General features: G+C 65.3%; 27 protein-coding genes and 2 rRNA genes. 11 read left to right on the top strand and 18 right to left on the bottom strand.

Translation table 11 applies throughout. The features are described from left to right. Positions 1 to 89 precede the first annotated feature (89 nt). A complete protein-coding gene (locus ACFQO4_RS12305; protein WP_500261207.1) occupies positions 90 to 2,315 on the top strand; it encodes a hypothetical protein in 2,226 nt (741 codons plus the stop codon). A gap of 84 nt (positions 2,316 to 2,399) precedes the next feature. Here the strand turns inward: ACFQO4_RS12305 and ACFQO4_RS12300 are convergent, their stop codons facing one another. Next, the gene (locus ACFQO4_RS12300) at positions 2,400 to 3,788 is read right to left on the bottom strand and encodes an adenylosuccinate synthase (protein WP_500261206.1); all 1,389 of its coding nucleotides are present in this window, start codon (positions 3,786 to 3,788) and stop codon (positions 2,400 to 2,402) included. A gap of 271 nt (positions 3,789 to 4,059) precedes the next feature. Between ACFQO4_RS12300 and ACFQO4_RS12295 the strand changes: the two genes are divergently transcribed. Continuing rightward, on the top strand, positions 4,060 to 4,365 hold the full coding sequence (locus tag ACFQO4_RS12295; RefSeq protein WP_254157134.1) for a hypothetical protein: 306 nt from the start codon (positions 4,060 to 4,062) through the stop codon (positions 4,363 to 4,365). A gap of 1 nt (position 4,366) precedes the next feature. Here ACFQO4_RS12295 and ACFQO4_RS12290 read toward each other — a convergent pair whose 3' ends face one another. From ACFQO4_RS12290 to ACFQO4_RS12255, 8 genes are all read right to left on the bottom strand, one after another. Beyond that, positions 4,367 to 6,880, bottom strand: coding sequence for a DUF7527 domain-containing protein (locus ACFQO4_RS12290; RefSeq protein ID WP_500261205.1), 2,514 nt, complete (start codon positions 6,878 to 6,880; stop codon positions 4,367 to 4,369). Positions 6,881 to 6,964: 84 nt separating this feature from the next. Next, complete coding sequence (locus ACFQO4_RS12285) at positions 6,965 to 7,243, bottom strand: UPF0058 family protein (protein WP_500261204.1); 279 nt, start codon at positions 7,241 to 7,243, stop codon at positions 6,965 to 6,967. Between the two features lie 110 nt (positions 7,244 to 7,353). Beyond that, on the bottom strand, positions 7,354 to 8,043 hold the full coding sequence (locus ACFQO4_RS12280) for a uracil-DNA glycosylase (RefSeq protein ID WP_500261203.1): 690 nt from the start codon (positions 8,041 to 8,043) through the stop codon (positions 7,354 to 7,356). An 84-nt stretch (positions 8,044 to 8,127) separates the two neighbouring features. After that, positions 8,128 to 8,349, bottom strand: a complete 222-nt coding sequence (locus tag ACFQO4_RS12275; RefSeq protein WP_500261202.1) for a DUF7976 family protein — start codon at positions 8,347 to 8,349, stop codon at positions 8,128 to 8,130. Positions 8,350 to 8,379: 30 nt separating this feature from the next. Next, complete coding sequence (locus tag ACFQO4_RS12270; protein WP_500261201.1) at positions 8,380 to 9,489, bottom strand: Mrp/NBP35 family ATP-binding protein; 1,110 nt, start codon at positions 9,487 to 9,489, stop codon at positions 8,380 to 8,382. 90 nt (positions 9,490 to 9,579) lie between these two features. Further along, the gene (locus ACFQO4_RS12265; protein WP_500261200.1) at positions 9,580 to 10,044 is read right to left on the bottom strand and encodes a DUF6653 family protein; all 465 of its coding nucleotides are present in this window, start codon (positions 10,042 to 10,044) and stop codon (positions 9,580 to 9,582) included. A gap of 32 nt (positions 10,045 to 10,076) precedes the next feature. Next, the gene (locus ACFQO4_RS12260) at positions 10,077 to 10,892 is read right to left on the bottom strand and encodes a hypothetical protein (protein ID WP_500261199.1); all 816 of its coding nucleotides are present in this window, start codon (positions 10,890 to 10,892) and stop codon (positions 10,077 to 10,079) included. A gap of 112 nt (positions 10,893 to 11,004) precedes the next feature. Continuing rightward, positions 11,005 to 11,340 carry a DUF7969 family protein gene (locus ACFQO4_RS12255; protein WP_500261198.1) on the bottom strand — a complete coding sequence of 112 codons (336 nt, stop codon included), beginning with the start codon at positions 11,338 to 11,340 and terminating at the stop codon, positions 11,005 to 11,007. Between the two features lie 112 nt (positions 11,341 to 11,452). On the opposite strand from ACFQO4_RS12255, the gene ACFQO4_RS12250 reads away from it, so the two are divergent. From ACFQO4_RS12250 to ACFQO4_RS12230, 5 genes are all read left to right on the top strand, one after another. Then, the gene (locus ACFQO4_RS12250; RefSeq protein ID WP_500261197.1) at positions 11,453 to 12,304 is read left to right on the top strand and encodes an eIF2B alpha/beta/delta subunit family protein; all 852 of its coding nucleotides are present in this window, start codon (positions 11,453 to 11,455) and stop codon (positions 12,302 to 12,304) included. Positions 12,305 to 12,476: 172 nt separating this feature from the next. Beyond that, on the top strand, positions 12,477 to 13,394 hold the full coding sequence (gene pyrB, locus ACFQO4_RS12245; RefSeq protein ID WP_500261196.1) for an aspartate carbamoyltransferase: 918 nt from the start codon (positions 12,477 to 12,479) through the stop codon (positions 13,392 to 13,394). Continuing rightward, positions 13,391 to 13,891: an aspartate carbamoyltransferase regulatory subunit gene (pyrI, locus tag ACFQO4_RS12240; protein ID WP_500261195.1), complete on the top strand. Its 501-nt coding sequence runs from the start codon at positions 13,391 to 13,393 to the stop codon at positions 13,889 to 13,891. The genes pyrB and pyrI overlap by 4 nt, the downstream gene beginning before the upstream one ends. Positions 13,892 to 14,132: 241 nt before the next feature. After that, positions 14,133 to 14,960 carry a hypothetical protein gene (locus tag ACFQO4_RS12235; protein WP_500261194.1) on the top strand — a complete coding sequence of 276 codons (828 nt, stop codon included), beginning with the start codon at positions 14,133 to 14,135 and terminating at the stop codon, positions 14,958 to 14,960. A 65-nt stretch (positions 14,961 to 15,025) separates the two neighbouring features. After that, positions 15,026 to 15,478, top strand: a complete 453-nt coding sequence (locus tag ACFQO4_RS12230) for a universal stress protein (RefSeq protein ID WP_500191573.1) — start codon at positions 15,026 to 15,028, stop codon at positions 15,476 to 15,478. A 21-nt stretch (positions 15,479 to 15,499) separates the two neighbouring features. Here the strand turns inward: ACFQO4_RS12230 and ACFQO4_RS12225 are convergent, their stop codons facing one another. From ACFQO4_RS12225 to ACFQO4_RS12205, 5 genes are all read right to left on the bottom strand, one after another. Continuing rightward, a complete protein-coding gene (locus ACFQO4_RS12225; protein WP_500261193.1) occupies positions 15,500 to 15,946 on the bottom strand; it encodes an RNA-binding protein in 447 nt (148 codons plus the stop codon). Between the two features lie 70 nt (positions 15,947 to 16,016). Beyond that, a complete protein-coding gene (locus ACFQO4_RS12220; protein ID WP_500261192.1) occupies positions 16,017 to 16,247 on the bottom strand; it encodes a DUF1918 domain-containing protein in 231 nt (76 codons plus the stop codon). A gap of 84 nt (positions 16,248 to 16,331) precedes the next feature. Further along, positions 16,332 to 16,613 carry a hypothetical protein gene (locus ACFQO4_RS12215; protein ID WP_500261191.1) on the bottom strand — a complete coding sequence of 94 codons (282 nt, stop codon included), beginning with the start codon at positions 16,611 to 16,613 and terminating at the stop codon, positions 16,332 to 16,334. Further along, positions 16,610 to 17,455, bottom strand: coding sequence for a succinylglutamate desuccinylase/aspartoacylase family protein (locus ACFQO4_RS12210; RefSeq protein WP_500261190.1), 846 nt, complete (start codon positions 17,453 to 17,455; stop codon positions 16,610 to 16,612). The genes ACFQO4_RS12215 and ACFQO4_RS12210 overlap by 4 nt, the downstream gene beginning before the upstream one ends. Positions 17,456 to 17,566: 111 nt before the next feature. Further along, positions 17,567 to 18,259, bottom strand: a complete 693-nt coding sequence (locus ACFQO4_RS12205; RefSeq protein WP_500261189.1) for a type 1 glutamine amidotransferase domain-containing protein — start codon at positions 18,257 to 18,259, stop codon at positions 17,567 to 17,569. Between the two features lie 240 nt (positions 18,260 to 18,499). Between ACFQO4_RS12205 and ACFQO4_RS12200 the strand changes: the two genes are divergently transcribed. Further along, on the top strand, positions 18,500 to 18,958 hold the full coding sequence (locus ACFQO4_RS12200; protein ID WP_500261188.1) for an Hsp20/alpha crystallin family protein: 459 nt from the start codon (positions 18,500 to 18,502) through the stop codon (positions 18,956 to 18,958). Positions 18,959 to 18,963: 5 nt separating this feature from the next. Here the strand turns inward: ACFQO4_RS12200 and ACFQO4_RS12195 are convergent, their stop codons facing one another. Further along, positions 18,964 to 19,980, bottom strand: a complete 1,017-nt coding sequence (locus ACFQO4_RS12195; protein ID WP_500261187.1) for a DHH family phosphoesterase — start codon at positions 19,978 to 19,980, stop codon at positions 18,964 to 18,966. Between the two features lie 225 nt (positions 19,981 to 20,205). Between ACFQO4_RS12195 and ACFQO4_RS12190 the strand changes: the two genes are divergently transcribed. Genes ACFQO4_RS12190 through ACFQO4_RS12180 form a run of 3 tightly spaced genes read left to right on the top strand, consistent with a single transcriptional unit; the run spans position 20,206 to position 22,226 of the window. Beyond that, positions 20,206 to 20,454: a hypothetical protein gene (locus ACFQO4_RS12190; protein ID WP_500261186.1), complete on the top strand. Its 249-nt coding sequence runs from the start codon at positions 20,206 to 20,208 to the stop codon at positions 20,452 to 20,454. A gap of 50 nt (positions 20,455 to 20,504) precedes the next feature. Beyond that, a complete protein-coding gene (gene hisD, locus ACFQO4_RS12185) occupies positions 20,505 to 21,800 on the top strand; it encodes a histidinol dehydrogenase (RefSeq protein WP_500261185.1) in 1,296 nt (431 codons plus the stop codon). A 57-nt stretch (positions 21,801 to 21,857) separates the two neighbouring features. Continuing rightward, entirely contained in the window at positions 21,858 to 22,226 is a 369-nt protein-coding gene (locus ACFQO4_RS12180) for a HesB/IscA family protein (RefSeq protein WP_500261184.1), read from the top strand. 5 nt (positions 22,227 to 22,231) lie between these two features. Here ACFQO4_RS12180 and ACFQO4_RS12175 read toward each other — a convergent pair whose 3' ends face one another. From ACFQO4_RS12175 to rrf (ACFQO4_RS12165), 3 genes are all read right to left on the bottom strand, one after another. Beyond that, positions 22,232 to 22,432, bottom strand: a complete 201-nt coding sequence (locus ACFQO4_RS12175; RefSeq protein ID WP_254157105.1) for a dodecin — start codon at positions 22,430 to 22,432, stop codon at positions 22,232 to 22,234. Positions 22,433 to 22,684: 252 nt separating this feature from the next. Further along, positions 22,685 to 22,806: ribosomal RNA gene (gene rrf, locus ACFQO4_RS12170) — 5S ribosomal RNA — on the bottom strand. A gap of 69 nt (positions 22,807 to 22,875) precedes the next feature. Beyond that, positions 22,876 to 22,994 (bottom strand): 5S ribosomal RNA (gene rrf, locus ACFQO4_RS12165); the annotation flags it as partial.

The raw sequence follows: 22,994 nt of genomic DNA, 5'->3' as shown, positions 1-22,994 counted from the left end.
CGGATCGTTCGGCTCGCTCGACTCACCCGACCCATCCAACCTACTCGAGCCCACCGAGAGGCCGCCGCGTTGGTATCGGGGGTGGTGGCGTGAACGGCGCCAGCCCCGGGCCCGGCCCCGGCCCGGACGTCGACCTCGTCGACGTCACGTTCCATACCGCCAGTTCGTCCCTCGACGTAACCGACATCGCAGGGAACGAACTCTCGTTTGGACTGACCGGGTGGGACCCGTTTGTGGACGAGCGCGACGTCGACGAGCAGGTCGACGCGGCGATCACGGCTCGTGTCACGGAGGTCAGGTACGATCTGCAGAACTTCCTCAAAGTCACCCGGTCCGATGGCTCGTTTCAGGTCGAACGGAACGGGCAAACGACGACTACTATCCGCGACGACGTCGGCACCGACCGACCGGTCCGGTACTCGTTACCCGATGGACAGTACCGGTGTTCGGTCGAATCGAGCATTATTGTCCACCTCTGGTTCGACGGTGCCGGAACGATCAGGTACCGACCGGAATCAGGCCTCACGATTTCGTTTCCCCATCCCACGACGGTCACCTTCGGCTTCAAGACGTACGTCGACTACCCGCGCCACGAGTTGACCGTCGAACCCACGACGGCGGGGTTTGCAACGGCCGTGTCTCACCTCGGCGCCGCCATCACGACGACGTCGGTCGACCGAGTCCACCGAAATCATCGGGGCTATCCGCCGACGATTCGCCTCGGTTCTGAGACGACCGTACCGGCGGCCGTCGAGGCCTCGACGCCCGATACCGGGATCGAGCTCCTGATCCCGGACTCGCTGTCGGCACTCTTGCCGGCGGCCCCACTGGCGTACTATCTGGGGGCTCGCGTCCGCGTCCAGGACGACTCGGCACCGATCCTTCGTGCGCCTGCTGTCGATGTCCACCACGAGTTCGACCCGCTCCCGGCGTTCGAAGGGCAGGCGGCGGCGCTGTTGAAGCGAGTCTTCTTCCTCGACATGCTCGCCACGTGGTACGACGATTCGGAGTGGACCGTTCGGGCGCACGGTCTCCTCGAGTCGGCGGGAATCGACCTCGAGCCGTGCGTCGAGGCACCGATCGCGGAGCGTCTCGGAGCCTATCTCTCGTTTCCACGGGGACCGCTCGAGGAGGCGCTTCCCTCCTGGCCGTACCGGATGACGGTCGAGCCGTCGCCTGAGGCGGCCGCTCAGCTTCCTCATCTGTTGTACGATATGGCGGCGATCGAACTTCCGAAGGCGATTGAGTCGTCAGAGGTGACAGAGGTGACAGAGGCAACGGAGACGAAAACGACCGAGAAAACTCGATCGGCAGCCGGGTCCCCCTCGAGTGACGAACGGCATTTCGAGGCGATTACTCGGCTGCGAGGTCGCCTCCGGTCGGGTGAAGCCGCGTCGGACCCAACCGATGCCGCGTTCACGGCGACGCCCGTCGCCTACCGCAATCGCCTCGAGTATCTCGGCGGCGACCACCGACGGCGAGCGGTCGTCGTCGCGTTCACGGACGAAACCACGGACGCGGAACGATCAGCAATCGTCGATCGCTACCGACGACGAGACGATGTGCTCTCACCGACCGTGACTGCGCTCGAGGCCCCCTCTCGCGAGGAACTCACCGACGTCTTCGAGACGGGTGTGGACTTCCTCCACGTCGTCGGCGACTGCTCCGAGGCCGGCATTCGCTGTCGTGATGGCGTCCTCGACCCGGCGTCGCTGGCGGAGAACAATGTCCAGCTTTTTCAGATCGACGGTCCTCGATCGCTCGCCGTCGACCTCGTCGAGCGCGGGAGCGTCGCCGGAGTCGCCGGGGCCGCTGGAGTGAGTAGCGATAACGACGATAATGGTGATCACTCGAGCGACACGACCGTCGGCGAACTCCTCCTGTACGGTCACAGCCTGGCCACGGCGACGCAGTGTGCGGCCAGAACTGACAACACTCAGTCGCGAGCCGTCGTCGGTGACGGCAGCTGCCGGTTCGTCGCTAGCTGGTGGCCAACCCTGGTTTACGTGCTGACCGCTGGCGGCCGTCGAGCCAGTACTGAGGACGGTGACGAGTGCGCAGCCAGCGACGGAGACACACGAGGAGAGACAGATGGCCTCCGGGTAACGGCCGTTCCGGTCCCGATCGATCCGGTCGGCGGATACGCGGTCCCGAACTGGGACGACGAAAAGCGCCTGCAACCGAATCCGCTCTCGTTCGACGTCGATCCCGAATCGGTGACCGACTTCCTCGCGGAGTCCGAAGCCCCGATCTACTACGACGGCCGATTTTACTGGCCGGAAGAACAGCTCCTGCTCGCCTACCCGATCGCGTGAGGGACCGTGACGAAACGGACCCTGATCGTACTCGAGAACGCGCCAAAATCGGCTCGATTCATCGAACGGGCGGCCTGGAGGGCGCTACTCGTCGTAAGGCGACTCGAGGACGACCGTCTGTTCACGTCCCGGACCGACGCCGATGGCGTAAAGCGGCGCGTCGAGTTCCGTCGAGAGGTACTCGAGGTACGCGCGCGCGTTCTCGGGGATGGCCTCGTAGCCCTCCTCGGCGACGGCTGCCCAGTCGACGTCCGGCCAGCCTTCGAAGGTACGGTAGGTGGCCTCACAGCGGGCCCACTGCTCGGTCGTCGGCGGGACGGTGAAGATTTCCTCGCCGTCGAACTCGTAACTGTGACCGACCTCGACCTCCTCGAGTCCGGCGAGGACGTCGATGTGGTTGACCGCGAGGCCGGTGAAGCCGTTTGCGCGGGCGGCGTGGCGCAACATGGGGATGTCGAGCCATCCGACGCGGCGGGGGCGCCCGGTCACGGTCCCGTACTCGCCGCCCTCGTCGCGGATGTAGGTCGCGAGTTCCTCCTCGTCTTCGTCCTCGTTCTCGTCAGCCGCATCAGCCTCGTATCCGGGAGTCTGACCCTCGACGCCCCCGAGTTCGGTCGGGAGCGGGCCGGTACCCACCCGGGAGAGGTAGGCCTTCACGATGCCGATGACCTCGCCCTGGCCGACGACGGTCGGTCCCAGGCCGGTGCCGACGGTCGCGCCCCCGGCGGTCGGATTCGAGGACGTGACGTAGGGATAGACACCGTGGTCGATGTCGATCGAGGTGCCCTGTGCACCCTCGAGGAGAACGTTCTCGCCCGCGTCGACGCGCTCCTGGAGGAAGGTGCCGCAGTCGACGGTCATGTCCTCGTTCTCGAGGCGCTCGCCGTAGGCGCGGTAGGTCTCGAAGAGGTGATCGACGTCGAACGCTGCCGCCGTCTCGCCCTCGAGGGTCACGCCGAAGACGTCCTCGGCGAGTGCGCGCTTCTGGGGGACGACGTACTCGAGGCGCTCGAGCAGGACCTCGGGGTCGAGGAGGTCGCCGATGCGAACGCCGCGGCGACCCGCTTTGTCCTCGTAGGTGGGGCCGATGCCGCGTTTGGTCGTGCCCGCGGCGAGGTCCGCCTTTTCTTCCTCCTCGATACCGTCGAGCACGCGGTGATACGGGAGTATCACGTGCGCGCGCTCGGCGACGCGAACGTCGGGTTCGAGACCGCGTTCACGGAGTTGATCGAGTTCGTCGAACAGCGTCTCGGGGTTGACGACGCAGCCGTTGCCGAGGACGCCGGTCTTGCCGCGCACGGCGCCGGACGGCACCAGCGAGAGTTTGTACGTTTCGCCGCCGTGAACGACGGTGTGGCCGGCATTGTCGCCACCCTGGTAGCGAGCGACGACGTCAGCAGCGTCGCCGTAGAGGTCGACGACGCCGCCTTTGCCCTCGTCGCCGAGTTGCGACCCGACGATTGTGACAGTCATACAGGCGCCGGATTCTTGCCCGGCCGATAAACCGGTTACGGTCTGTGGGGCGCGATTGGCGACATTCGATCCACGTTCGTGTATAGGAGACTCCTTTTCGAAGAGAAAATTTGGGTAGTCGTGAATATCCGCTCGAGAATTCATCGCCCTCTGCCCCGATATCTGAACCCGAAACGTTAACTTCTGTCACGACAGAGTGTCAGGTGACGGTTCATTTTGCCGCGACTCGAGGGCAATCTTTAAAAGGTGCAAAGACAAGTTAACAAATGCCATGATAGACCGACTTGAGAAGGAAGTCGATATGCTGGAACGACATCTGCAGGTCCTGAAGATGGTCATCGAGAACGAACCGATCGGGATCGTCAAGATGTCCAACGAAACCGGGTACCCTCACCACAAGGTTCGGTACTCCCTGCGCGTCCTCGAGGAAGAGAACCTCATCGAGCCCTCCAGCCAGGGTGCGATCAAGACCGAGCGGACAGTCGAGTTCGTCGACGAACTCGACGGCAAACTCGACGAGATCGTCGACAAACTCGAGGGCATGAAGATCGAAGACGTCGCCGAAGTCGAAGGCTAGCTTAGAGTTCTGGGACGTTCATGTGGAAGCCGCCCGAACGCGACTCCACGAGACACAGGTGATACCCACCTTGTTTTCGCGACAGCGACACGTAACTCAGCCGTGAGTCTCGCGTGAGGAAGCCGCCGCCGCCGGTCGCTTGCTCGGTCACCTCGAGGGCGCCCGGTTCGAAGAAACTCGAGGTGACGAAAAACGCCGCGGCGAGTTCGCCGTGGTTGGCCTTGACCGCCGAGACGGACTCCTCCAGCGTCTCGAGATCCGTCTGGCTGGCGGGATCGCGCGATCCGTCGAGGTTGGCCGCGAGCAACGGGTTCCCCATCTTGTCGAAGGCGACGACGTCGAATGCGACTTCGTCGGGGACGCCCTCGGTGTCGTCCCCGTCGAGGGAGATCGAGGCGTCGAGTTCGGCTCGATCGATACGGGGGAGGGCGTCGTACAGCTCACCGAGGCCGTCCGCGTGGCCGGTATCGCGGATCTCGAACGGAAGGGTAGCGACGAGCCACTCGACGAACTGGTACTCGATCCGCGACCCGAGGAACGCCTCGTAGGACTGGCCGTCAACGACGACTTCACTCGCGTCGAACTGCGTGTGATGTTCGAGACGGAGGTTCTCCGCGACGTCCTCACGACTCACGTTATCGTCGTGAGCCGTCGCCAACGTGGGCTGGCTCTTCGAGGCGTACCGGACGAACAGGTTGGTCCTGGACAGCGCCTCCTGGGGCGAGAGGCTGGTCCTGTCGACGGGGACACCCGCGGCGTCGGCCGCTCGAACCTGCTCGAGTTCGGTCTCGAGCGTCTCGATGCGCTGTTGCAATCGGTCGACGGTCGCCGAGAGTTCCTCGGCGCGCTCGCGGTACCGGTCGCGCTCGGTCGCGAGTTCCTGCTGGCGCTCTTCGAGTGTTCCCTTCTCTCGCTCGAGTTCGTCGACGCGCTGAGTGAGTCGATCGATCTTGTCCTCGCGCTCGAGCATGTCCTCCTCGAGAGCCTCCCGGGGGACGTTTCTCGTGGTGCTGGCGTTGGAGCGAGCGCGTCCCTCTCCCGATCCGTCGGGGTTTCCGTCCCGCTGTGGCTTCGATCGGTCCTTACTCGCGTTCGACGCCTGGGTTGACGAGGTCCCACCTGCCGCCGACGAGGTGGTCGTCGATCCGGTCTGGCGCGACTGACCGCTCGCCGTTCGGCGCCGTCCCCCGGCGTTCGATTTCGACCGTGATCCGTCGTCGTCCGTCCGGTCGGGACGCGAGGACTTCTTCGGGTCGATCGAGGGGATGTTTCGGGTTTCCCGCCACTGCTCTTCCTGTTTGAAGCGTTCGTCGAGCGGATCGGTCTCCGACGACTCGTTGTCGGGTTCGGGTGCTCGCTCGGCCGTCTCTCGTTCGTCGTCGTCCTGAACCTCGCGGGCCTCACGGTCCTCGCGGGCCTCTCGAGCCTTGGCCCCCCTGTCGTCTTCGTCGTCTTCGTCGACACCCTCCCAGGGAACGCCGTCGGCACCGAGTTCCTCCGCGGCTGCCTCCACCTCCTCGGGATCGGGCGACTCGCTCGAGGCCGGCGGCATCGGTTCGGCATCCTCCACGGGCGTCGCCGCGTCCGGCCCGTCGCCGGTCGAGGTATCGGGCGCGTCGGAGTGGTCGCGACTGGGCTCGCCACCCGCGTCTGATCGGCTCTCACCGCCCGCCGGGGGCATCGGCTGCGCGTCGCCAGCCGATCCGTCATCGGCCGGCTCGGCGTCCGCTCGAGTGTCGGCTTCGGTCGCCGGTTCCGTGATGCCGGACGTCTCGACCGGCTTCGATTCGGGTTCGGCTGTCGCACTCGCCGTGATTCCACCGGCGGTATCGCTCGTTCCCTCGGAGACCGGTTCTGACGACGATTGGCCGTCGCGCTCGCCATCGGTCGACGCACTGGACGCATCGGCTATCCCGCTCGCCGCGCCGGACCCGGCCGCCGATGCCGTCGAGTTCCCGGACGTCGGCTCCGGTGCCGACCCCGGGACGTCCTGGATGTCGATGTCGACGTCGACGACCTCGTAGATGCCGACCTCGTCGTCGGCCCGCTCGAACGCCTCGTCGCCGGTCAGGAGTCGCTGTGCATTCCCGATGTAAGCCGCGGCCATCCGCCGGCCACCGTAGTACACGAGGTAGTAGTCGCCGCTGAGTACCTGTTCGCTCAGTTCCACGTAGCCGGTGAACGACCCCTCCTGGAGCGTCTGGTCGACCTCGCTCAGTGGCGTGTCGTTCGTGTAGTACTTCGCCCTGGTTTCGCCGCCCTGTTCGTCCATCGTACACAGCAACGGGAGCGAGGGGTGGGGTGCGACGTACGTCGTACCGCTCGCTCCGTCGAACTGCTCGAGAGCGCCGTCGACGACGCCGACGATGCGTCCGTTGAGCATGAATGCCCAGGCACCACCGGTCGTTACAGCACCGGAGAACTCCTCGTCGGCGAGTGAAGAGAGACCGTCGTAGCCGCCGGAAAACGGACGGGAGTCCCATCGCTCGACGCGCTCTTGCGTGCGCGGATCCATGTTTCAACAAGCGGGAACCGGTGTAAATACGTTTCGCCTGGTTCGGTGGCGAATCGGAGGTCTATCGTCAGCCTCGAGTTCCAGCTAGATCTTCGACTCGGCGTCGTCGGCCAGTTCCTTCATGCGCTTGCCGATCCGGCCGGCGCTCGAGAACTCGTCCTCGCTCATCGCGTTCGCGAGCGCATTACCGAGGACGAAGACGGCGTGTTTGTGCTCGCTCTTCGACTTGTGGACGTCGTTGGGGTCGACGTCGAGTTGGTGGTAGGCGTCGAAGAGGCTCTCGTCGACGTGCTCTCGCTCGGAGAAGTACTCCATGATGACGACGAGTTCGTCGTGGAGCTCGAGCAGTTCGTCCTTGTGCATACTCGCGACTATGAACGGTTCCGATTTAAGCGTTGTGTGGCTCAGCGTGCCAAATTCGGGCGATCAGTCCCGGCGTCTGCGATCTCGGCTCGGCCCTCCTGGCGGCCCCGTCAGCGACCCTGTCGTCCCTTCGTCTGTCGATAATCGGACGCCATCAGGTCGACGAAGTGCTCGAGCCAGGCCTGGGTCTGGGCCTGGGTCTGGGCCGCAGGCTCGAGCATGGGCACGAGTTCGAAACCGCGACCCCGGATCGTCGTCGCGTGGTGGGTCTCGATCTCGAGGTTGTCCGCGGCCGTCGTCGTGTACTCGGTGCCGATTTCGGTGAGCGCGCGCTGGCCCACGGGGACGATGATCTCGGGGTTGATCATGCGAATCTCGGCGTTGAGGTACGGTTCGCAGGTGACGACCTCCTCGTCTGTCGGCGGGCGCTCAGGGTCGCGACAGCGAGTCAGCAGGGTGAGGTAGACGTTGGCGAGTTCCGGTTCCTCGGGGTCGCCCGTGCTCGCACAGAGGCCGAGTCGCTGGAGGATTCTGTAGAGGCCGCCGTTAGCCCTGCCTTCACCCGTGCCACCGTCGTCACCGGTCCCGCGTTCGCCTTCGTCTCTGGGACCCGCCTCGAGGAACGGAATCCCGACCGTGTCGGCCCGCGCGCTCGGTCGCTCGCCGACGAACAGGAAGTCGGCTCCCACGTCGCCGTAGCCGTGGACGACCTGCGTGCGCGGCGCACAGAGTTCCGGGCAGTTCTCGCAGGCCTCGTCCATGCCGAACGGGTTCGCCGTCGACTGCTGATTCGCGTCCACGGTCGTCCTGGGGTCGGCGGCTACAAAAACGACGCGCTCCGGCCTCCGTATGGCCCTCGGCGCTCGAGGCACCAGATCCGAATCTCAGCGCCCAAGGCCACCGCGTTCCGTGACCTCGAGGATGAATTTGACGTTCCGGACGATCTCCTCGGGCGAGGTGTCCTCGGCCTCGTCGTAGAGGTCGCTCGTCCGGTAGAGGATGTTCGCCAGTTGCTTGCTCTCGCTCGAGTCGCCGCGCACGTCGTCGGCGATTTCTCGGAGCAGGGCGACCCGCTCGGAATCGGGATCGAACTCGTCGTCGCTCATGGTCTCTCAGTGTGCTCTCTCATGATCGGCTCAGCGTTCGTCCTCGCCCGCGCCCGTGCCTTCGCCCGCGTCGACCGGCGGCGTTCGCTCGGCGACCGACTCGGAGACGGCTCGCCGGTGGACGATGCCGGTGTTGTTCGCGACCGACGCGGTCAACTCGCGAAAGGCCTCGCCGGTCTCGCTCTCCTCGTCGAGGACGGTCGGCTGGCCCTCGTCACCCCCCTCTCGAACGCGAGGGTCGAGCGGGATCGAGCCGAGGAAGGGAAGGTCGTGCGTCTCGGCGAACGCCGATCCGCCGCCGGCTCCGAAGATGTCGTGTTCGCCGCCGCAGTCGGGGCAGACGAACGTGGCCATGTTCTCCGCGATGCCCAGGACGACAGTGTCGTGGCGGGCGAACATCTGGAGCCCCTTCCGGGCGTCGTCGAGGGCGACGTCCTGGGGAGTCGTCACGATCACCGACCCCGTCACCGGGATTGTCTGGAGCATCGTCAGCTGCGTGTCACCGGTCCCCGGCGGAAGGTCGATCACGAGGTAGTCGAGGTGACCCCACTCGACGTCCTCGGTTAGTTGGGTGATCACCTTGTGGACCATCGGGCCCCGCCAGATGACGGGGTCGTCCTCGCCGACGAGGAAGGCCATACTCATCAGCTTCACGCCGTACTTCTCCGGCGGAACGAGCGTCTCGTCCTCGGTCGCCATCGGTGGCTCGTCGGCGTCGACCATGCGGGGGACGTTCGGGCCGTAGACGTCGGCGTCGAACAGGCCGACGCGGGCGCCCCGCCGGGCGAGTCCCGCCGCGAGATTGACCGCGACGGTCGACTTCCCGACGCCGCCCTTCCCGGAGGCGACGGCGATCACGTTCTTGACGTTCGGCAGCACCGCGTCGCCGCTCGAGTCGTCGCGGTCGGGAATGCTCGCGGAGAGCTCTGGGTCGATCCCGTCCTCGGCGAGGGTGTCCCGGACGGCGCCAGCAATGGCAGTTTCGGTCGGCGAGTACGGCGCTCCGAGGGCGAGGTCGACGGCGACCTCGCCGTCCTCGCTCACGGTTACGTCGTTCACGAGGCCGAGCGTGACGATGTCGTCCCCCAATTCCGGGTCCTCGACCGTTCGCAGGCGGTCTCGGACGGCGGCTTCGTCCATACCTACTGGTGGCCGCTGGCGCTCGAAAAGCGTTGTGCAACGCTACTCGTTTTTCTCGCGGAATCAGTCGGCTTCACGACCGCCTCGTACTCAACTGCGCTCGGCCAGCGCTTCGCTCTCGTACAATCTGACCATTCGCCGGAAAAAGGCGAGCATGAAGAGCAGTGAAAACAGCGTCCCAGCCGCGGTTCTCACGGGCTGGCGTTCGACGGCTGCTCGAATTGTGTATAGGTATACCGGGGCGCACGCCGCCGCAAAGTGCGTCTCCCTTGAGGACGCCAGTCCCCGCTCGATCCACACTCGTTCGCCGAGTACGACGCGGGTTGCCCACGCGTCGTCCGTCGTTGCCGGCGGTGAAACGAGCGGGTTTACCAGCACGAAAAGCAGCGTTCCGGCCAGAAGCGGCTGGTTTCGGCGGTAAAGCGCCACGATCAGTGTCGGATAGGCCACGACGAACGTCCAGACGCTCCACGGATTTGCGTGTCGAGACCAGAGCGGTCGGTCCTCCGTGCGCTCCGATCCATTCATTACCCTATCGAAGGAGTCCAGTAGCATAACTCTCGGGACCACCGGCTACCTGCCCCTCCTCAATAGATGACGTCATCGTGGGGAAACAGGTCCCGCTCCGTTCGCTTCGATTCCGGCCCTTCGTCCACGAGCATCGGCTCCTCGACGGGTTCCGAGAATCGGTCGGGATCCGGGTCGACGCGCTCGAGAAACGCCGAAAAGACCGATCCTCGGCGGCCACCCGCCGAGACGATGCCGCCGTACTTCCGGTCCTCGAAGTCAGTTTCGTCGGGGTCCGGAAACTCCTCGCGGATGACGTCCGCGGTCTCCCTGAGGTAGTCCGCCGCCTGCTGCTGCGTAAACTGGCTCTCCGCGTAGTACGTCTCGAGGTGGTCGTCCGTCAGCTCATCGGTCGAGTGTTCGGGCGACTCGTAGAACACCGACCGCGTCGTCGCGACGCCGTCGACGAACCGAATGTTCGTCGTGAAGCTCTTCGGGTAGCGAACGATCACCGGCGAGAACAGCACGTCTGTCACGGTTGTTCGTTGCTGGATCCGCCACAGTCCCTCGAAGTAGTAGGCGGCGAGTTTCCCGACTCGATCGTCGCGGTCGCCCCGGTTGTACGCCCTGGCGACCGATGCGGCGTCGTCCCCCGCGACGCGACGGAGTCGTCGGTCGAAGCTCTCGGCGACGCGTTCGAGTTCGGCCTCGTAGGCGTCGAGCAGTGACACGTCGGGATCGGCGAGCATGTCCGCCTTTCGCTCGCGCGCGTCTGCAACGGTCAGCATGTTCCGGTGGAAGAGGCGCTCGGCTTCGACGGTGGGAAGCGGCGTCCGCACCGCTTTGCGGTACAGCACGCCTGGTTCCCCGTTGAACCGCTCTTGTTTCCCCCTCACGGTCCCGACGTATGCAACGAGAGACTAAGAAGTTGATTGCCGCGAGAGGCGTCGAGACCGCCCGCTCGAGGCTGTCGTCGCAGTTCCGGACGCCGAACCGCAAGCCACCTTCTCAGGTTCGGAAATCGAACCGCGGGCCGCCGTAGGTGGGCGGCTCCGGCTCGAGTTCGACGCCGTGTTCGAATCGAACGAAGTTGAGGTAGTAGGGGCGGCCACATCCATCGATCACGTTCCCGTCGCGATCGGTCACCGGCCCGTCCTCGCCGCAGCGAAAGGCGATGCCGTCCGCCGCCTCGCGAACCTCGAACGGGTCGGTTCGCGTCGCGTACTCCCAACCGGGCTGGCGGACGGTCGTCACGGACCGATCCGCGAGGTCGGGGGCTCGCTCGAGGCTCACGACGGCGTCACAGTGCGGGCAGGTGTAGCGAACGGTGACGGTGTCGGTCATACCGACTTCCACGCCGCGGCGGGCCAAAAGCCGTGCGCCCGATTTCGGTCGGAACCGACGGCAGAACCAACCACCCGGAACACCTTTTGTGCTGACTGCAGTCTGCTCGAGTATGATCGACGAGACGGCCGAGGAGATCAAGGAAATGCAGACGCACAGTTCCTCGGTGGTAGCGATAAAGGCGACGCGCGCGCTGACGGACCTCCTCGAGCGGGAGTTCGCGACCGTCGAGGAGTACGTTCGCGACCTCGACCGAAACGCGACGGCCCTCCGTCGGGCCAACCCCTCCCACGCCTCGCTCCAGAACGCGGTTCGCGAGGTCGTCCACCAGGTCGAAGACGCCGACCCCGACACCGTCTCGGAGGCCAAGACGTTCACCGAAACGGCGATCGAGGACGTCGTCGCTCGCGTCGAATCCGGGAAGACCCGGGCCGCCGAGAACGCCATCGAGTACCTTTCGGACGGCGAGACGATCCTGACCCACGACTTCTCCTCGACAGTCATCGAGGCCCTCGAGCTGGCCACCGAGCGCGGGATGAGCTTCGATGTGTACGTCACCGAGGCCCGGCCGCGCTACATCGGCCGGAAAACGGCCCGGCGTCTGGCGACGCTTCCGAACCTCGACGTGACCCTCATCACCGACAGCGCCCACGGACACTACCTGCCCGAGTGTACGCGCGTGCTCATCGGCATGGACTGCATCGTCGACGACTCCCTCTACAACCGTGTGGGGACCTTCCCCATCGCGTCGACGGCGGCTCAGCTCGAGGTGCCGGTCACGGTGCTCGGCTCCGCCGCGAAGATCGTCTCCGAGGGCTTCGCCTTCGAGAACGAGTACCGGACGCCCGTCGAGGTCATGGCCGAGCCGACGGAGGGGTTCTCGATCGAGAATCCGGCCTACGACGCGACCCCTGTCGCCCTCCTCGAGAGCGTGATCACGGACGAAGGGAAGAAGACGTTCTGAAGGCGGGAAGGCGGGGAGGGGGACAAACGAGGCGGAGCAGGGGCCAGGACCAGAGGCAGAACGAACAAACGACGAACAGAGTTGGAGAAACCGACGGCCAACGGGGATGGAGAAATAAACGGCGAACAGGGATGGAGAGATTCAAGAGGCCCGCGCGTGCCATCTCGAGTAGATGCGCCACGATCACCTCATCACGAGTAAACACCTCACGCGGGAGGACATCGAGGCCGTCCTCAACCGGGCCGCCGAGATCGACGCCGATCCGGACGCCGTCGCCGGAAAACACGAGGGGACGATCCTCGGCCTGCTCTTTTTCGAACCGAGCACCCGGACGAAGATGAGCTTCGAGACGGCCATGAAACGCCTCGGCGGGGACGTCGTCGACATGGGATCCGTCGAGTCCTCGAGCGTCAAGAAGGGGGAGACGCTCGCCGATACCGTCCGCGTCATCGAGGGGTACGCCGACGCTATCGTCGTTCGCCATCCCAGTCAGGGCTCCGCGAAGATGGCGAGCGAGTTCGTCGACGTCCCGCTCATCAACGCCGGTGACGGGGCGGGCCACCACCCGACACAGACGCTTCTCGATCTCTACACGATTCGGGAAAATGCCGGCCTCGACGACCTCTCGATCGGTATCATGGGCGACCTGAAGTACGGACGGACGGTCCACTCGCTGGCCTACGCGCTGTCGAACTTCGACGCCCACCAGCACTTCATTAGCCCGGAGAGTCTGCAACTGCCACGGGAGGTCGTCTACGACCTCCACCAGGAGGGGGCGTCCGTGCGCGAACACGAAAGCCTCGAGGAGGTCCTCGCCTCCCTGGACGTGCTCTACGTGACCCGCATCCAGCGCGAGCGGTTCCCGGACGAAAACGAGTACCAGCGAATCGCCGGCGAGTACCAGATCGACCTCGAGACGCTCGAGGGCGCGAGCGACGACCTCACCGTGATGCACCCGCTCCCGCGGGTCGACGAGATCGCGCCCGAGATCGACGACACCGACCATGCGGCGTACTTCGAACAGGCCCACAACGGGGTGCCGGTTCGGATGGCGCTGCTCGACAGCGTTCTCGGAGGTGACTCCCGATGAGTGACGGTCACGACCACGACCACGGCCACGATCAGGACGACGACCACGAACTCCGCGTCAGCAAGATCAGAAACGGTACCGTGATCGACCACGTTCGGGCCGGCCAGGCGCTGAACGTCCTCGCGATCCTCGGCATCGACGGCAGCCAGGACGAGGAGGTCTCTGTCGGGATCAACGTCCCCTCCGACCGACTCGCCCGCAAGGACATCGTGAAAGTCGAGGGCCGCGAGCTGAGCCAGGAGGAAGTCGACGTGCTCTCGCTGATCGCCCCCGACGCGACGATCAACATCGTCCGCGAGTACGAGGTTGCCAGCAAACATCGCGTCGAACGACCCGAGGAGGTCGAGGGCGTGCTCACCTGCCCGAACGCGACCTGCATCACGACCGAGAACGAACCCGTTACCTCCCGCTTCGACGTCCTCGAGGACGGCGTTCGTTGTTCGTACTGCGAAACGATCGTTCGCGACGAAATCGCCGACCTGATCGACTCGCGCTAGCTGGCGAACCGATTTCTCGTTCTATTTCCGAGACTATCCAGAATCTCTAAGTGTTAGGGGATTGACTCTCTACGCGTACATGTCACGTACGATCAAATTCATGTTCGTCCTGGTCGCCGTCGTCGTTCTCTGGAAAGTCGTCTTCAGCACGTCCGAGGTCGACGTCGAGTACGAACCGACCGAGTAGAGAGGAACCGAGCAAATCAGAACCGCTTACCGTCTCGACGTCCTATCGCCGCCCATGTACGGCGTCGTGACGCGAAACCCCGACGAAGTCGCGTGGGACGACTTCGGCCGGGCGTTCTACGAAGTCAAGGACGTGACCGGCCGGTCCGCCGAACCGCTCCCCGGCGCAGTGAACATGGTCTCCTGTTTCGGCGACAACGCGGCGGCCGACGCCGACCCCTCGCTCGTCCCTGTCGACGACGAGGGCCGTCCGGCCACGCGAGAGCGGCCCTACTTCGACTGGGCCTACATCTGTCCCTCGCGAATCGAGTATCGGGAAGGGCTCCTCGAGATCATCGACGACTGCGTCGCCGCGAACGGGGACGTTCGACTCGACGACGTCGGCTTCCCTCGTGCGGAGTACTGTCGATGCGAGGTGTGCGAACGACGCTTCGCCGAGAGCGAGTTCGACGATCGCTTCGCGTGGCGCGCGAACGTCATCACCGAGTTCGTCGAGGCCGCTGCCGACCGCATCCCCGGTCGAGTCTACCTGACGCTGTACCCCGATCCCTACCCGGGTCACCTCTACGAACGCGCCGGCCTCGACCTCGCAGCCCTCGAGCCCCACGTCGACGAGTTCGTCGTCCCCCTCTACGACATGGGTTACACGACGACCTACTGGCTCGAGACGATCGCCAAAGGGTTCGAGAGTGCGCTCGAGACGCCGTTCAGTATCGAACTCTACGCGGTGAACATCGACCTCGAGAACTTGTGTCGGGCGGCCGAGGTGGCCGGACACTACGGCAACGACGTCATCTTCGGCTACGAGGCGGGCAACGCACGGGCCGCGGTGCGACGTCTCCAGGCCGACCAGCGCGAGGGAGTCTCACACGGCGACCCCTGAGGCGATTGCGGCAAACGCCGACACATACTATTTGACCGTGGGCATCGAACACACGACTCACAGCGATGTACGAGCGAATCCTCCTCCCCACCGACGGCAGCGAGACGACGGGTCGCGCCCTCGAGCACGCCATCGACCTCGCGAACCAGTACGATGCTGCGTTACACGTTCTCTACGTAATCGACAAGGCCGTCTTCGCGGGTGACGTCGAAACCGGCCCCATCGTCGAGCAGTTCGAGACCGTCGGCGACTCGGTCCTCGAGGACGTCTCCGGCGAGGCCGCCCGGGCCGGCGTCGAGCCGGTTATCACCACGCTCGAGCGCGGCAGCCCCCACACGAAGATTCTCGAGTACGCCGAGAGTCAGGGGATCGATATGATCGTGATGGGGACGCACGGCCGGACCGGGCTGGACCGCTACCTGATCGGGAGTGTGGCCGAGAAGGTGGTTCGGCTCTCCGACGCGCCGGTGTTGACGGTACGCCAGGCAGAAGACGTTTCGGGCGGAGGCGAACGATAACCGGTAACGAAGCGTTATCAGTCACTCCTCGCCAGCATCGGCCGCCAGCTCCTCGAGCACCGTCTCGGCGTTTTCGACGGCCTGTGGCTTCTTCGCCGGGTAGGCCTCGACTTTCGCGCGGAACGTGATTCCCTCGCCGAGTCGGACATCCCCGCCGAAGGCGGCCTGCTTGTCCAGACGGAGAAACAGTTCGCAGTTGTCGGTGACGCGGTCGTCGAGTTCCGCCAGCAGCCGGTCGAACGTCTCGAGGTCGGTCAGCTGAGAGAGTACGTAGCGAACGTCGTCGGCGTTCTCGACGCGGGCTGACAGCACGAGGATACGGTCTCCGTAGTGGCCCTCGCTCTCGACGCGTTCGATCTCGAACTCCTCGGGGAGGAAGCGTCTCAGCGCCGCCTCGACGCGCTTGTCGTCTTCGGTGGCGTAGCAGAACGTTCGCAAGTCGACGTAGTGAAGCGGAATCTGTGGCATCGGCGTGTTCTCGAGTCGGGGCCAAACGGCCGGTGGTGATACGCGCTACTGAGGGCGGGTTCGAGACCGATTACGCGTCGTCTTCTTCGTCGTCCTCGACGGTAGCCTCGTCGACGTCCTCGTCCTCGGCTGCTTCGAGGGCATCCTCCGGAACGCCGGCCTCCTGGCCGTCCTCGAAGCTGATCGTGTAGGTCGTGTCGCCGAACATCGACTCCATCGTCTGGGTGATGGTGCCAGTTTCGCCGTCGAACTCGCTGTGCTTGTCGTGCAAGACGACGTGGTCGTCTTCGTCGAAGCTCATACCGGCTTTTCCCCGTCGTCGGGTAAAAAGGGCGTGATTCCCGCCAGCCTCAGCGAGTCCGTTCGAGCTGGGCAGACCGACGGATTACCGGGAGATCGCGGCTCGCGTCCACTCGTATACCGTTCCGACGACGACCGAAATCCCGTAGCACCCGGCGACGAAGGGGATCCAGTAGACCCAGAGCTCGAACTGTGGCGCGAGCCTGTGGCCGATCGCTGACCCAATCGAGTAGATGATGTAGCCGGGAAGCGCGAGCGGGGAGAACAGGGCCGTTTTGAGCCAGCCGAGGCCGAACGGAACGACCAGGAAGAGAAACGTGGCGACGGTCGCCGGGCCCGCGAGCACGCGTCGGAGAGTGATGGTCATCGGGCCACCTCCGTGTCCGTGTCCATGTCTGTGTTCGTTTCCATCTCGAGCAGGCCGTGCAGTGCGAGAACGCGGGCCGCTGCTGCTCGCGTAAACGCGTTTTTCGTGGACCGGTCGAGCATGAAGCGGGTCGTCTCGAAGAGGTAGGCGGTCGATCCCAGTTCGTGCGCTGCCTTCTTGAACAGGAGGGGACTCGGTTGGGTGCTCTCTCGAGCAACGAACCGGTGGGCGGGCATGTACCAGGGAACGAGGTCCTCGTTGAGAGACGCCGCGAGGTCGTCGCCGTGGGCGTCAGGCGTGTGGAAAATCGCCTGGCCGACGTACCGGTCGTGGAGGCCGAAGATGCCGAGCGATCGATGCAAGTCGAGTACGACGTCCGGGTCGTAGCGTTCGACGGCGTCCCAGATGCCGCGTGCGAGGTCAGTTATCGGTTCGCGATCCAGCGGAAACATCCGGTTGAGGTCCCCGTCGATGCCTTCTCGCTGTTCGTTCTCGACGGCGACGCGGTTCGTCTCGGGGACGACGACGAGCGTCCCTGCATCGGGGTTCCAGTCGGCCATCTCGTTGGCGACGTCGATGCCGTTGTGCTCGTCGCCGTGGACCCCGCCAAACACCATCACCGCCGGACCGTCCGTCGGCGGGTCGATCGCATACAGGGGCGTCTCGTGTTCGGTTCCGGGGAGGAGGCGCTCCGTCTCCCGTTTGACCCCATCCGCCGCTGCCGGCGCTCGAGCCGCCGAAACGAACGGATCGGTACGAAACGTCTGACTCGCGGCGGCCGCGACCGTGACCATCCCAGCGGCGAGCGCCCCACCGGCGCTCAGGACCGTCCGTCGGTTCATCGTTCAGAACGATAACGTACTCCCTTAAGCGGGTTTCCATCGGCGAGATCAATGTCAAAATGGATATGATTCGGCGACCTTTTTCCCCGGTGCGAACGCTCGAGTGCGTTCTCACTGACCGTTCTGATCGAGTTCCTCGAGCAAGGTCTCGGCTGCGGCCCGGGAGGATTCCGGTCCGCGGCCCGTGATCAGTTCGCCGTCGACGATCACGTCTGTGTCGGCTTCGACGTCGGCGTCCCAGTTGGCGCCGGCGGTGGCGACCTCATCTTCGACCCAGTAGGGGAGCTTGCGGCCGTCGGGGAGCAGGTCCCGGTCGTCGACGATGTCTTCCTCCCAGGCGTTTGGGAACCCGGTGACGCGTTTCCCGTTGGCGACGAACGCGCCGTGGCTGTCGCGGGCGAACGCGAGGATGCCGACGGCGTGGCAGACGACCAGGGCCTTTCCCTCTCCCTCCAGAATCGTCCGCAGGGCGGCACGAGCGTGGTGATCCTGGTTGACGTCCCACTCGGTGCCGTGCCCGCCCGGGAAGACGACAGCGTCGAAGTCCTCGGCGTGGACGTCCGCGATCGCTTCCGGATCGCGCAGTCGTTCGTCCGTCTCGTGGCGCTCCTCGACGCGTTCGGCGGTCTCCTCGCCGACCGTCTCGGGATCGATCGAGCGCTCGTCGATCTCCGGCGGCCCGCCAGAGGGTGTCGCGATCGTCACCTCGATGCCCGCGTCCTCGAGCGTCTCGAGCGGGTCGATACACTCCTCGCCCCAGTAGCCGTACTCGCTCACGACGAATAGTGCGGTTGCGTCCGTCATCGACCGAATGGACGAGTGCCACGGGGGAGTATCCTCCCCTGTCGTGTGCAGGGGGTGCCTCGAGCGCCCTAGCGACCCGATGGCCCAGTGCCTCGGCGCTCCAGCGTCCCAGCGCCCGGTGTCCTGGCGTTCCAGCGTTCCAACGCCTCACCCGTGTGCCCCAGCGCGCTCAGCTAATCGTGACGGTCACCCCGACGTGCAGAGGACTTTTCGGTCCCGGCGGCGTTACTCGAGACGACCATGTCACGACGTCCCAAACCACTCGACGATCTCGGTGCGTTCCTCGAGCGACTCGGCCGCGAGTTCACGGCCGCGACCAGTTCGTGGAACCCCGAGTTCACCCCCAGAGGCGGCCTCGGCTGGTCGCTCCACGATCGCGAACCGAACGTCGACGTCACCGACTACGGCCACGCGTTCGTCGTCAGCGCCGACGTCCCCGGCTACGACGCGGACGACCTCGAGATCCAGGTGTCGGCCGAGAGCCTGCAGATACGCGGCACTCGGGACCAGACGCGAGATCGCGACGATGCGAGCATCATCAGACACGAGCGGCGAGCCAGTTCTTTCAATCGGCGAGTGGCGTTTCCCGACCCGGTCGAGACCGACGCCGTCGACGCGACGCTCAACAACGGCGTGCTGACGGTCACGCTCGCGAAACGCCAGCCGGCGGACGAACCCAGGCGGATCGACATCGACTGAATGATTCACTCCTCGGAACTGCTCCCGGAATCGAGATTCAGCGCCTCGAAGAACCGTCGCCGAACCCTGCTGCCGACGAACGTCAACACGCTCTCGTCGTCGTCGGCCTCGTCGGCGAACAGTCCCAGCCCGATTCGGCCGCCAGCCATGTCGTGGTGACCGCCGACCGAGCCGAACTCGCCGTAGGCGTCCTCGAGAACGTCGCCAATGTTGATCCGCGGATCGATCGACCGTCCACTCAGTCGAACCGTCCCGTCGACGATGCCGTAGGTGAGCGTCGTGTCGACGCCCTCGATGTTAAGGAGGTAATCGGCCGCCTGGGGGAGCGCGTCCGTCTCGGTCGTTCGTCCGACGCTCGCGATCACCGACGACCCACGGCGCTCACGAGAGGTAATCGCCCGACCGATCGCGTCGATCGTGGCCGGCGAGAAGGCGCTGCCGTACAGCTGTTCGAGCGTCTCGAGGTCGGCTTCGGGGTACACCGCCAGCGCGGCTTCGTACTCCCGCTGGGTCGGCTCGCGGACGAAGTCCAGTCGCTCCCGGTGGAGCGCGAAGAGCAATGCGGACGCCAGTCGCGTCGTCAGCGGGACCTCGAGTTCGTGGAGGTACTCGACGAAGATCGTCGCCGTCGCCCCGTAGTCGGTTCGGACGTCGACGAACGCCGCGTCGACGGATTCGCCGGGGTGGTGGTCGACGATCACGTCCGGTTCGAATCGCGCGTCGAGTGCCGTGTTCGCCGTCGGCATGGAGTGGTCGACGAACGCGAGACAGCCGTACTCGCCGATATCGAGGTCCTCGAGCGGGTCCACGTCGACCTCGAGGCGGTTGACGAACGCCCGGTTTTGCTGGTGGGATATCTCGCCGCCGTAGGCGATGGCCGTCTCGGCGACGTCCTGGTCGGTCGCGATCGCCTCGAGTGCGAGCGCGCTCGCGAGCGTGTCCGGGTCAGGATTGTCGTGACAGACGATCACGAGCGACGAGCAGTCGGTGAGGACGTCCGCGAGGTCCGCTGCACGGGACATACCCGCCGTAGGACGGGGAAACGCTTCAACGTCGCTCCTGTGTTCGACGTGTCGTCATCGAAACGAATACTGTCGGTTGCCGATTGAGGTGTTTCCTCGACGGCACGCTGTCCCTCGGAGTCCCCGGCCGTCGCGGTTCGAGCGGACCAGCGTTGACGAACCGCCTCGCTCTCGAAGCCACACACGTTTCGACACCACTTAGCGGCGATGCCACGAACCTCGAGTATGGACCAGCACGACTTCGTTCGGCTCTCGCTGCTCGCCTTCGGACTCGTCGTCCTGAGCTTCGTCGTGCTCGGATTCAGTCGGATCGTCTTCCCGTTCCGAACCGCTCAGACGATCGCCGCCCCCATTGGCCTCGTCGGATTCGCACTCGTCGTCTTCCTCTTCCTCCGGGCGACCGCCGCGGCGATCGGCCTCGCCCCGATCGAGGAAGACGCGGACGCGGACGCCGGTGGGGATGAGACCGCGTAACTCCGGCCACGAACACAACCGTTTTTCACCGTTCGCCCGAATTCGAGCGTATGAGCGCGTTCTCAGTCACCGAAATCGCCGACCTCGGCCTCGAGACCCGGGCGGCCTTGTTCCAGCGCGACGCCGGAATCGACGCCGCCAGGAACGACGCCCGCGAGATCGTCGAGCGCGTCCGTGAGGAAGGCGACGTCGCCGTCCGGGAGTACTGCCGCGAGTTCGACGGCGTCGACGTCGGCAACCTCGAGATCACCGACCAGTGTGAGCGCGCCGTCGAGGACCTCTCGGGTGACGTCCGCGACGCCATCAACACCGCTATCGAGAATGTCCGTGAGTTCCACGAGGCTCAACTCCCCGAGGACTGGCGACGCGAGTTCGACGATGGGCGCGAACTCGGTCGACGATTCCGGCCGCTCGAGCGCGTCGGCGTCTACGTCCCCGGCGGTACAGCGGCGTACCCCTCGAGCGCGGTCATGGGCGTCGTTCCCGCCGTCGTGGCGGGCGTCGAGCACGTCTCCGTGGTAACGCCGCCGGCCGAGGAGATCAACCCGGTCACGCTCGCAGCGATCCACCTCGCCGGAGCCGACGCCGTCTACAGCGTCGGCGGCGCCCAGGCCGTCGCCGCCCTGGCCTATGGGACCGAGTCTGTCACCTCGGTCCAGAAGGTCGTCGGACCCGGCAACCGCTGGGTGACCGCCGCGAAAGCCGAGGTTCGCGACGAGGTGGAGATCGATTTCCTCGCGGGCCCGAGTGAGGTCGTCGTCGTCGCCGACGAGACTGCCGACCCCAACTACGTCGCCTCCGAACTCCTCGCCCAGGCCGAACACGACCCGAACGCCTCCGTCGTCGCCGTCACGGACGACGAAGCGACCGCCGAGGCCGTCGTCGACGCGCTCGAGGAATCGCTCCCCGAACGCGAGCGCGAGGAGACGATCCGGGAGGCCCTCGAAAACGACGCCAGCGCCGTCTTGCTCGCCCGCTCGATGAGCGAAGCGATTCTCTTCACCGAGGAGTACGCTCCCGAACACCTCGCCATCGTGGCCGACGACGACGAGTCCATCCTCGAGCGCGTCGACAGCGTCGGGAGCGTCTTCCTCGGCCCGAACACCCCCGTCGCAGCGGGCGACTACGCCAGCGGCACCAACCACGTCCTCCCGACGAACGGCGGCGCGAAAGTCGCGGGCGGTCTCTCGGTGGAGCACTTCCTCCGGGCCACGACGGTGCAACGGCTCTCGGGCGACGGACTCGCGGAACTGGCTCCCGCCATCACCACCCTCGCCGACGCGGAGGGCCTCGAGGCCCACGCCGAGAGCGTTCGCGTCCGTCTCGACGACCGGGACGACGAGTGAGTTCCCCCTCCCTCGACGAGCGTCACAGTTAACACCGAGGCAGCCGTTGAGTGCACTATGAGCACGGAGAGCGCAGACGGTGGATCCGCCAACCCGCGAATCGAGGTGACCGAGACCGCCGCCGAGCGTGCCCTCGAGTTACTCGAGGCCGAAGACTACGACACGACGGAGGCCGGACTCCGACTGTTCGTCCAGCAAGGCGGCTGCGCCGGTCTCTCCTACGGGATGAGATTCGACGAAAAACCGGAGGGCGACGATGCGATCTACAACCACCACGACCTGCGGGTCTTCGTCGATCCCGCGAGCCTGAAGTACATCGAAGGTAGCATCCTCGACTACGAGAGCGGCCTCCAGGCCGAGGGCTTCCACGTCGAAAACCCGAACGTCGTCAGCGAGTGTGGCTGCGGCGAGTCCTTCCGGACCTGATTACGCTACTCCTGGAGTTCGAACGCGACTGTTACTTCTGCCTGATACTGTCGCTCCTCTACGGACGCGATTTCGACGCCGAGTTCGTCGACTTCGACCCAGTAGACGTTGTTCAGCGTCGACTCCGCCCGGTCGATGGCGTCGTCCGCTGCGGCGTCGAAGCTCTCCGTACTCGTTCCGATCAGAGTGATCTTCTTGAAGACCATTGCACGGCCCCCTACATCGGTCGTCGCCTTAAACGTACGCTGAGCACTGTTCGAATCCGAGCACGGGCACCGCCGCTGGTCCCCGCTTCTGGGCTCGAGGTGGGCCCTCGAGTTCTGTATTCGGCGTCAGCGCTGTAGTCTTCGACGTCATGGAGTTGTCCGAGCAGGTCGTCTAGACGTCGCGCTCGAGAAACGGGAGTTCGGCGGTGCCTCGAGGGGTGCTGCGGCTCTTCAGTATGAAAACGATATGATTGGAAGCGGCGAGTCGGAGTTTCCAGCGGATCTCTCACGCCAGTACTGGCCGAAACGCGGGCGGGCTTAACTGCCGTGTTCGGGATGGGTACGGGTGGTGCCCCGCCGCTGTGGCCGCTCTAATGCCGATCGGCGGAATCGAACCGCCGCGAGGACGCCAGTATCGGTGGTTGATGAATGCGATATGAGTGGGTCGGCGGCGAGCCGGGGTTCCCAGCGGGTCTCCCACGCCAGTACTGGCCGAAACGCGGGCGGGCTTAACTGCCGTGTTCGGGATGGGTACGGGTGGTGCCCCGCCGCTCTGGCCGCC

The sequence above is a fragment of the Saliphagus sp. GCM10025334 genome (genome assembly GCF_042663485.1).
In the GTDB taxonomy this organism is placed as follows: domain Archaea; phylum Halobacteriota; class Halobacteria; order Halobacteriales; family Natrialbaceae; genus Natronosalvus.
This window is presented reverse-complemented; position numbering and strand designations above follow the sequence as displayed.

Bases quoted from the DNA above. Each gene is read 5' to 3' on its own strand.
- ACFQO4_RS12300 (WP_500261206.1), bottom strand. From the start codon at position 3,788: ATGACTGTCACAATCGTCGGGTCGCAACTCGGCGACGAGGGCAAAGGC.
- ACFQO4_RS12295 (WP_254157134.1), top strand. From the start codon at position 4,060: ATGATAGACCGACTTGAGAAGGAAGTCGATATGCTGGAACGACATCTG.
- ACFQO4_RS12290 (WP_500261205.1), bottom strand. From the start codon at position 6,880: ATGGATCCGCGCACGCAAGAGCGCGTCGAGCGATGGGACTCCCGTCCG.
- ACFQO4_RS12285 (WP_500261204.1), bottom strand. From the start codon at position 7,243: ATGCACAAGGACGAACTGCTCGAGCTCCACGACGAACTCGTCGTCATC.
- ACFQO4_RS12275 (WP_500261202.1), bottom strand. From the start codon at position 8,349: ATGAGCGACGACGAGTTCGATCCCGATTCCGAGCGGGTCGCCCTGCTC.
- ACFQO4_RS12270 (WP_500261201.1), bottom strand. From the start codon at position 9,489: ATGGACGAAGCCGCCGTCCGAGACCGCCTGCGAACGGTCGAGGACCCG.
- ACFQO4_RS12265 (WP_500261200.1), bottom strand. From the start codon at position 10,044: ATGCTACTGGACTCCTTCGATAGGGTAATGAATGGATCGGAGCGCACG.
- ACFQO4_RS12255 (WP_500261198.1), bottom strand. From the start codon at position 11,340: ATGACCGACACCGTCACCGTTCGCTACACCTGCCCGCACTGTGACGCC.
- ACFQO4_RS12250 (WP_500261197.1), top strand. From the start codon at position 11,453: ATGATCGACGAGACGGCCGAGGAGATCAAGGAAATGCAGACGCACAGT.
- pyrB (WP_500261196.1), top strand. From the start codon at position 12,477: ATGCGCCACGATCACCTCATCACGAGTAAACACCTCACGCGGGAGGAC.
- pyrI (WP_500261195.1), top strand. From the start codon at position 13,391: ATGAGTGACGGTCACGACCACGACCACGGCCACGATCAGGACGACGAC.
- ACFQO4_RS12235 (WP_500261194.1), top strand. From the start codon at position 14,133: ATGTACGGCGTCGTGACGCGAAACCCCGACGAAGTCGCGTGGGACGAC.
- ACFQO4_RS12230 (WP_500191573.1), top strand. From the start codon at position 15,026: ATGTACGAGCGAATCCTCCTCCCCACCGACGGCAGCGAGACGACGGGT.
- ACFQO4_RS12225 (WP_500261193.1), bottom strand. From the start codon at position 15,946: ATGCCACAGATTCCGCTTCACTACGTCGACTTGCGAACGTTCTGCTAC.
- ACFQO4_RS12220 (WP_500261192.1), bottom strand. From the start codon at position 16,247: ATGAGCTTCGACGAAGACGACCACGTCGTCTTGCACGACAAGCACAGC.
- ACFQO4_RS12215 (WP_500261191.1), bottom strand. From the start codon at position 16,613: ATGACCATCACTCTCCGACGCGTGCTCGCGGGCCCGGCGACCGTCGCC.
- ACFQO4_RS12210 (WP_500261190.1), bottom strand. From the start codon at position 17,455: ATGAACCGACGGACGGTCCTGAGCGCCGGTGGGGCGCTCGCCGCTGGG.
- ACFQO4_RS12205 (WP_500261189.1), bottom strand. From the start codon at position 18,259: ATGACGGACGCAACCGCACTATTCGTCGTGAGCGAGTACGGCTACTGG.
- ACFQO4_RS12200 (WP_500261188.1), top strand. From the start codon at position 18,500: ATGTCACGACGTCCCAAACCACTCGACGATCTCGGTGCGTTCCTCGAG.
- ACFQO4_RS12195 (WP_500261187.1), bottom strand. From the start codon at position 19,980: ATGTCCCGTGCAGCGGACCTCGCGGACGTCCTCACCGACTGCTCGTCG.
- ACFQO4_RS12190 (WP_500261186.1), top strand. From the start codon at position 20,206: ATGGACCAGCACGACTTCGTTCGGCTCTCGCTGCTCGCCTTCGGACTC.
- hisD (WP_500261185.1), top strand. From the start codon at position 20,505: ATGAGCGCGTTCTCAGTCACCGAAATCGCCGACCTCGGCCTCGAGACC.
- ACFQO4_RS12180 (WP_500261184.1), top strand. From the start codon at position 21,858: ATGAGCACGGAGAGCGCAGACGGTGGATCCGCCAACCCGCGAATCGAG.
- ACFQO4_RS12175 (WP_254157105.1), bottom strand. From the start codon at position 22,432: ATGGTCTTCAAGAAGATCACTCTGATCGGAACGAGTACGGAGAGCTTC.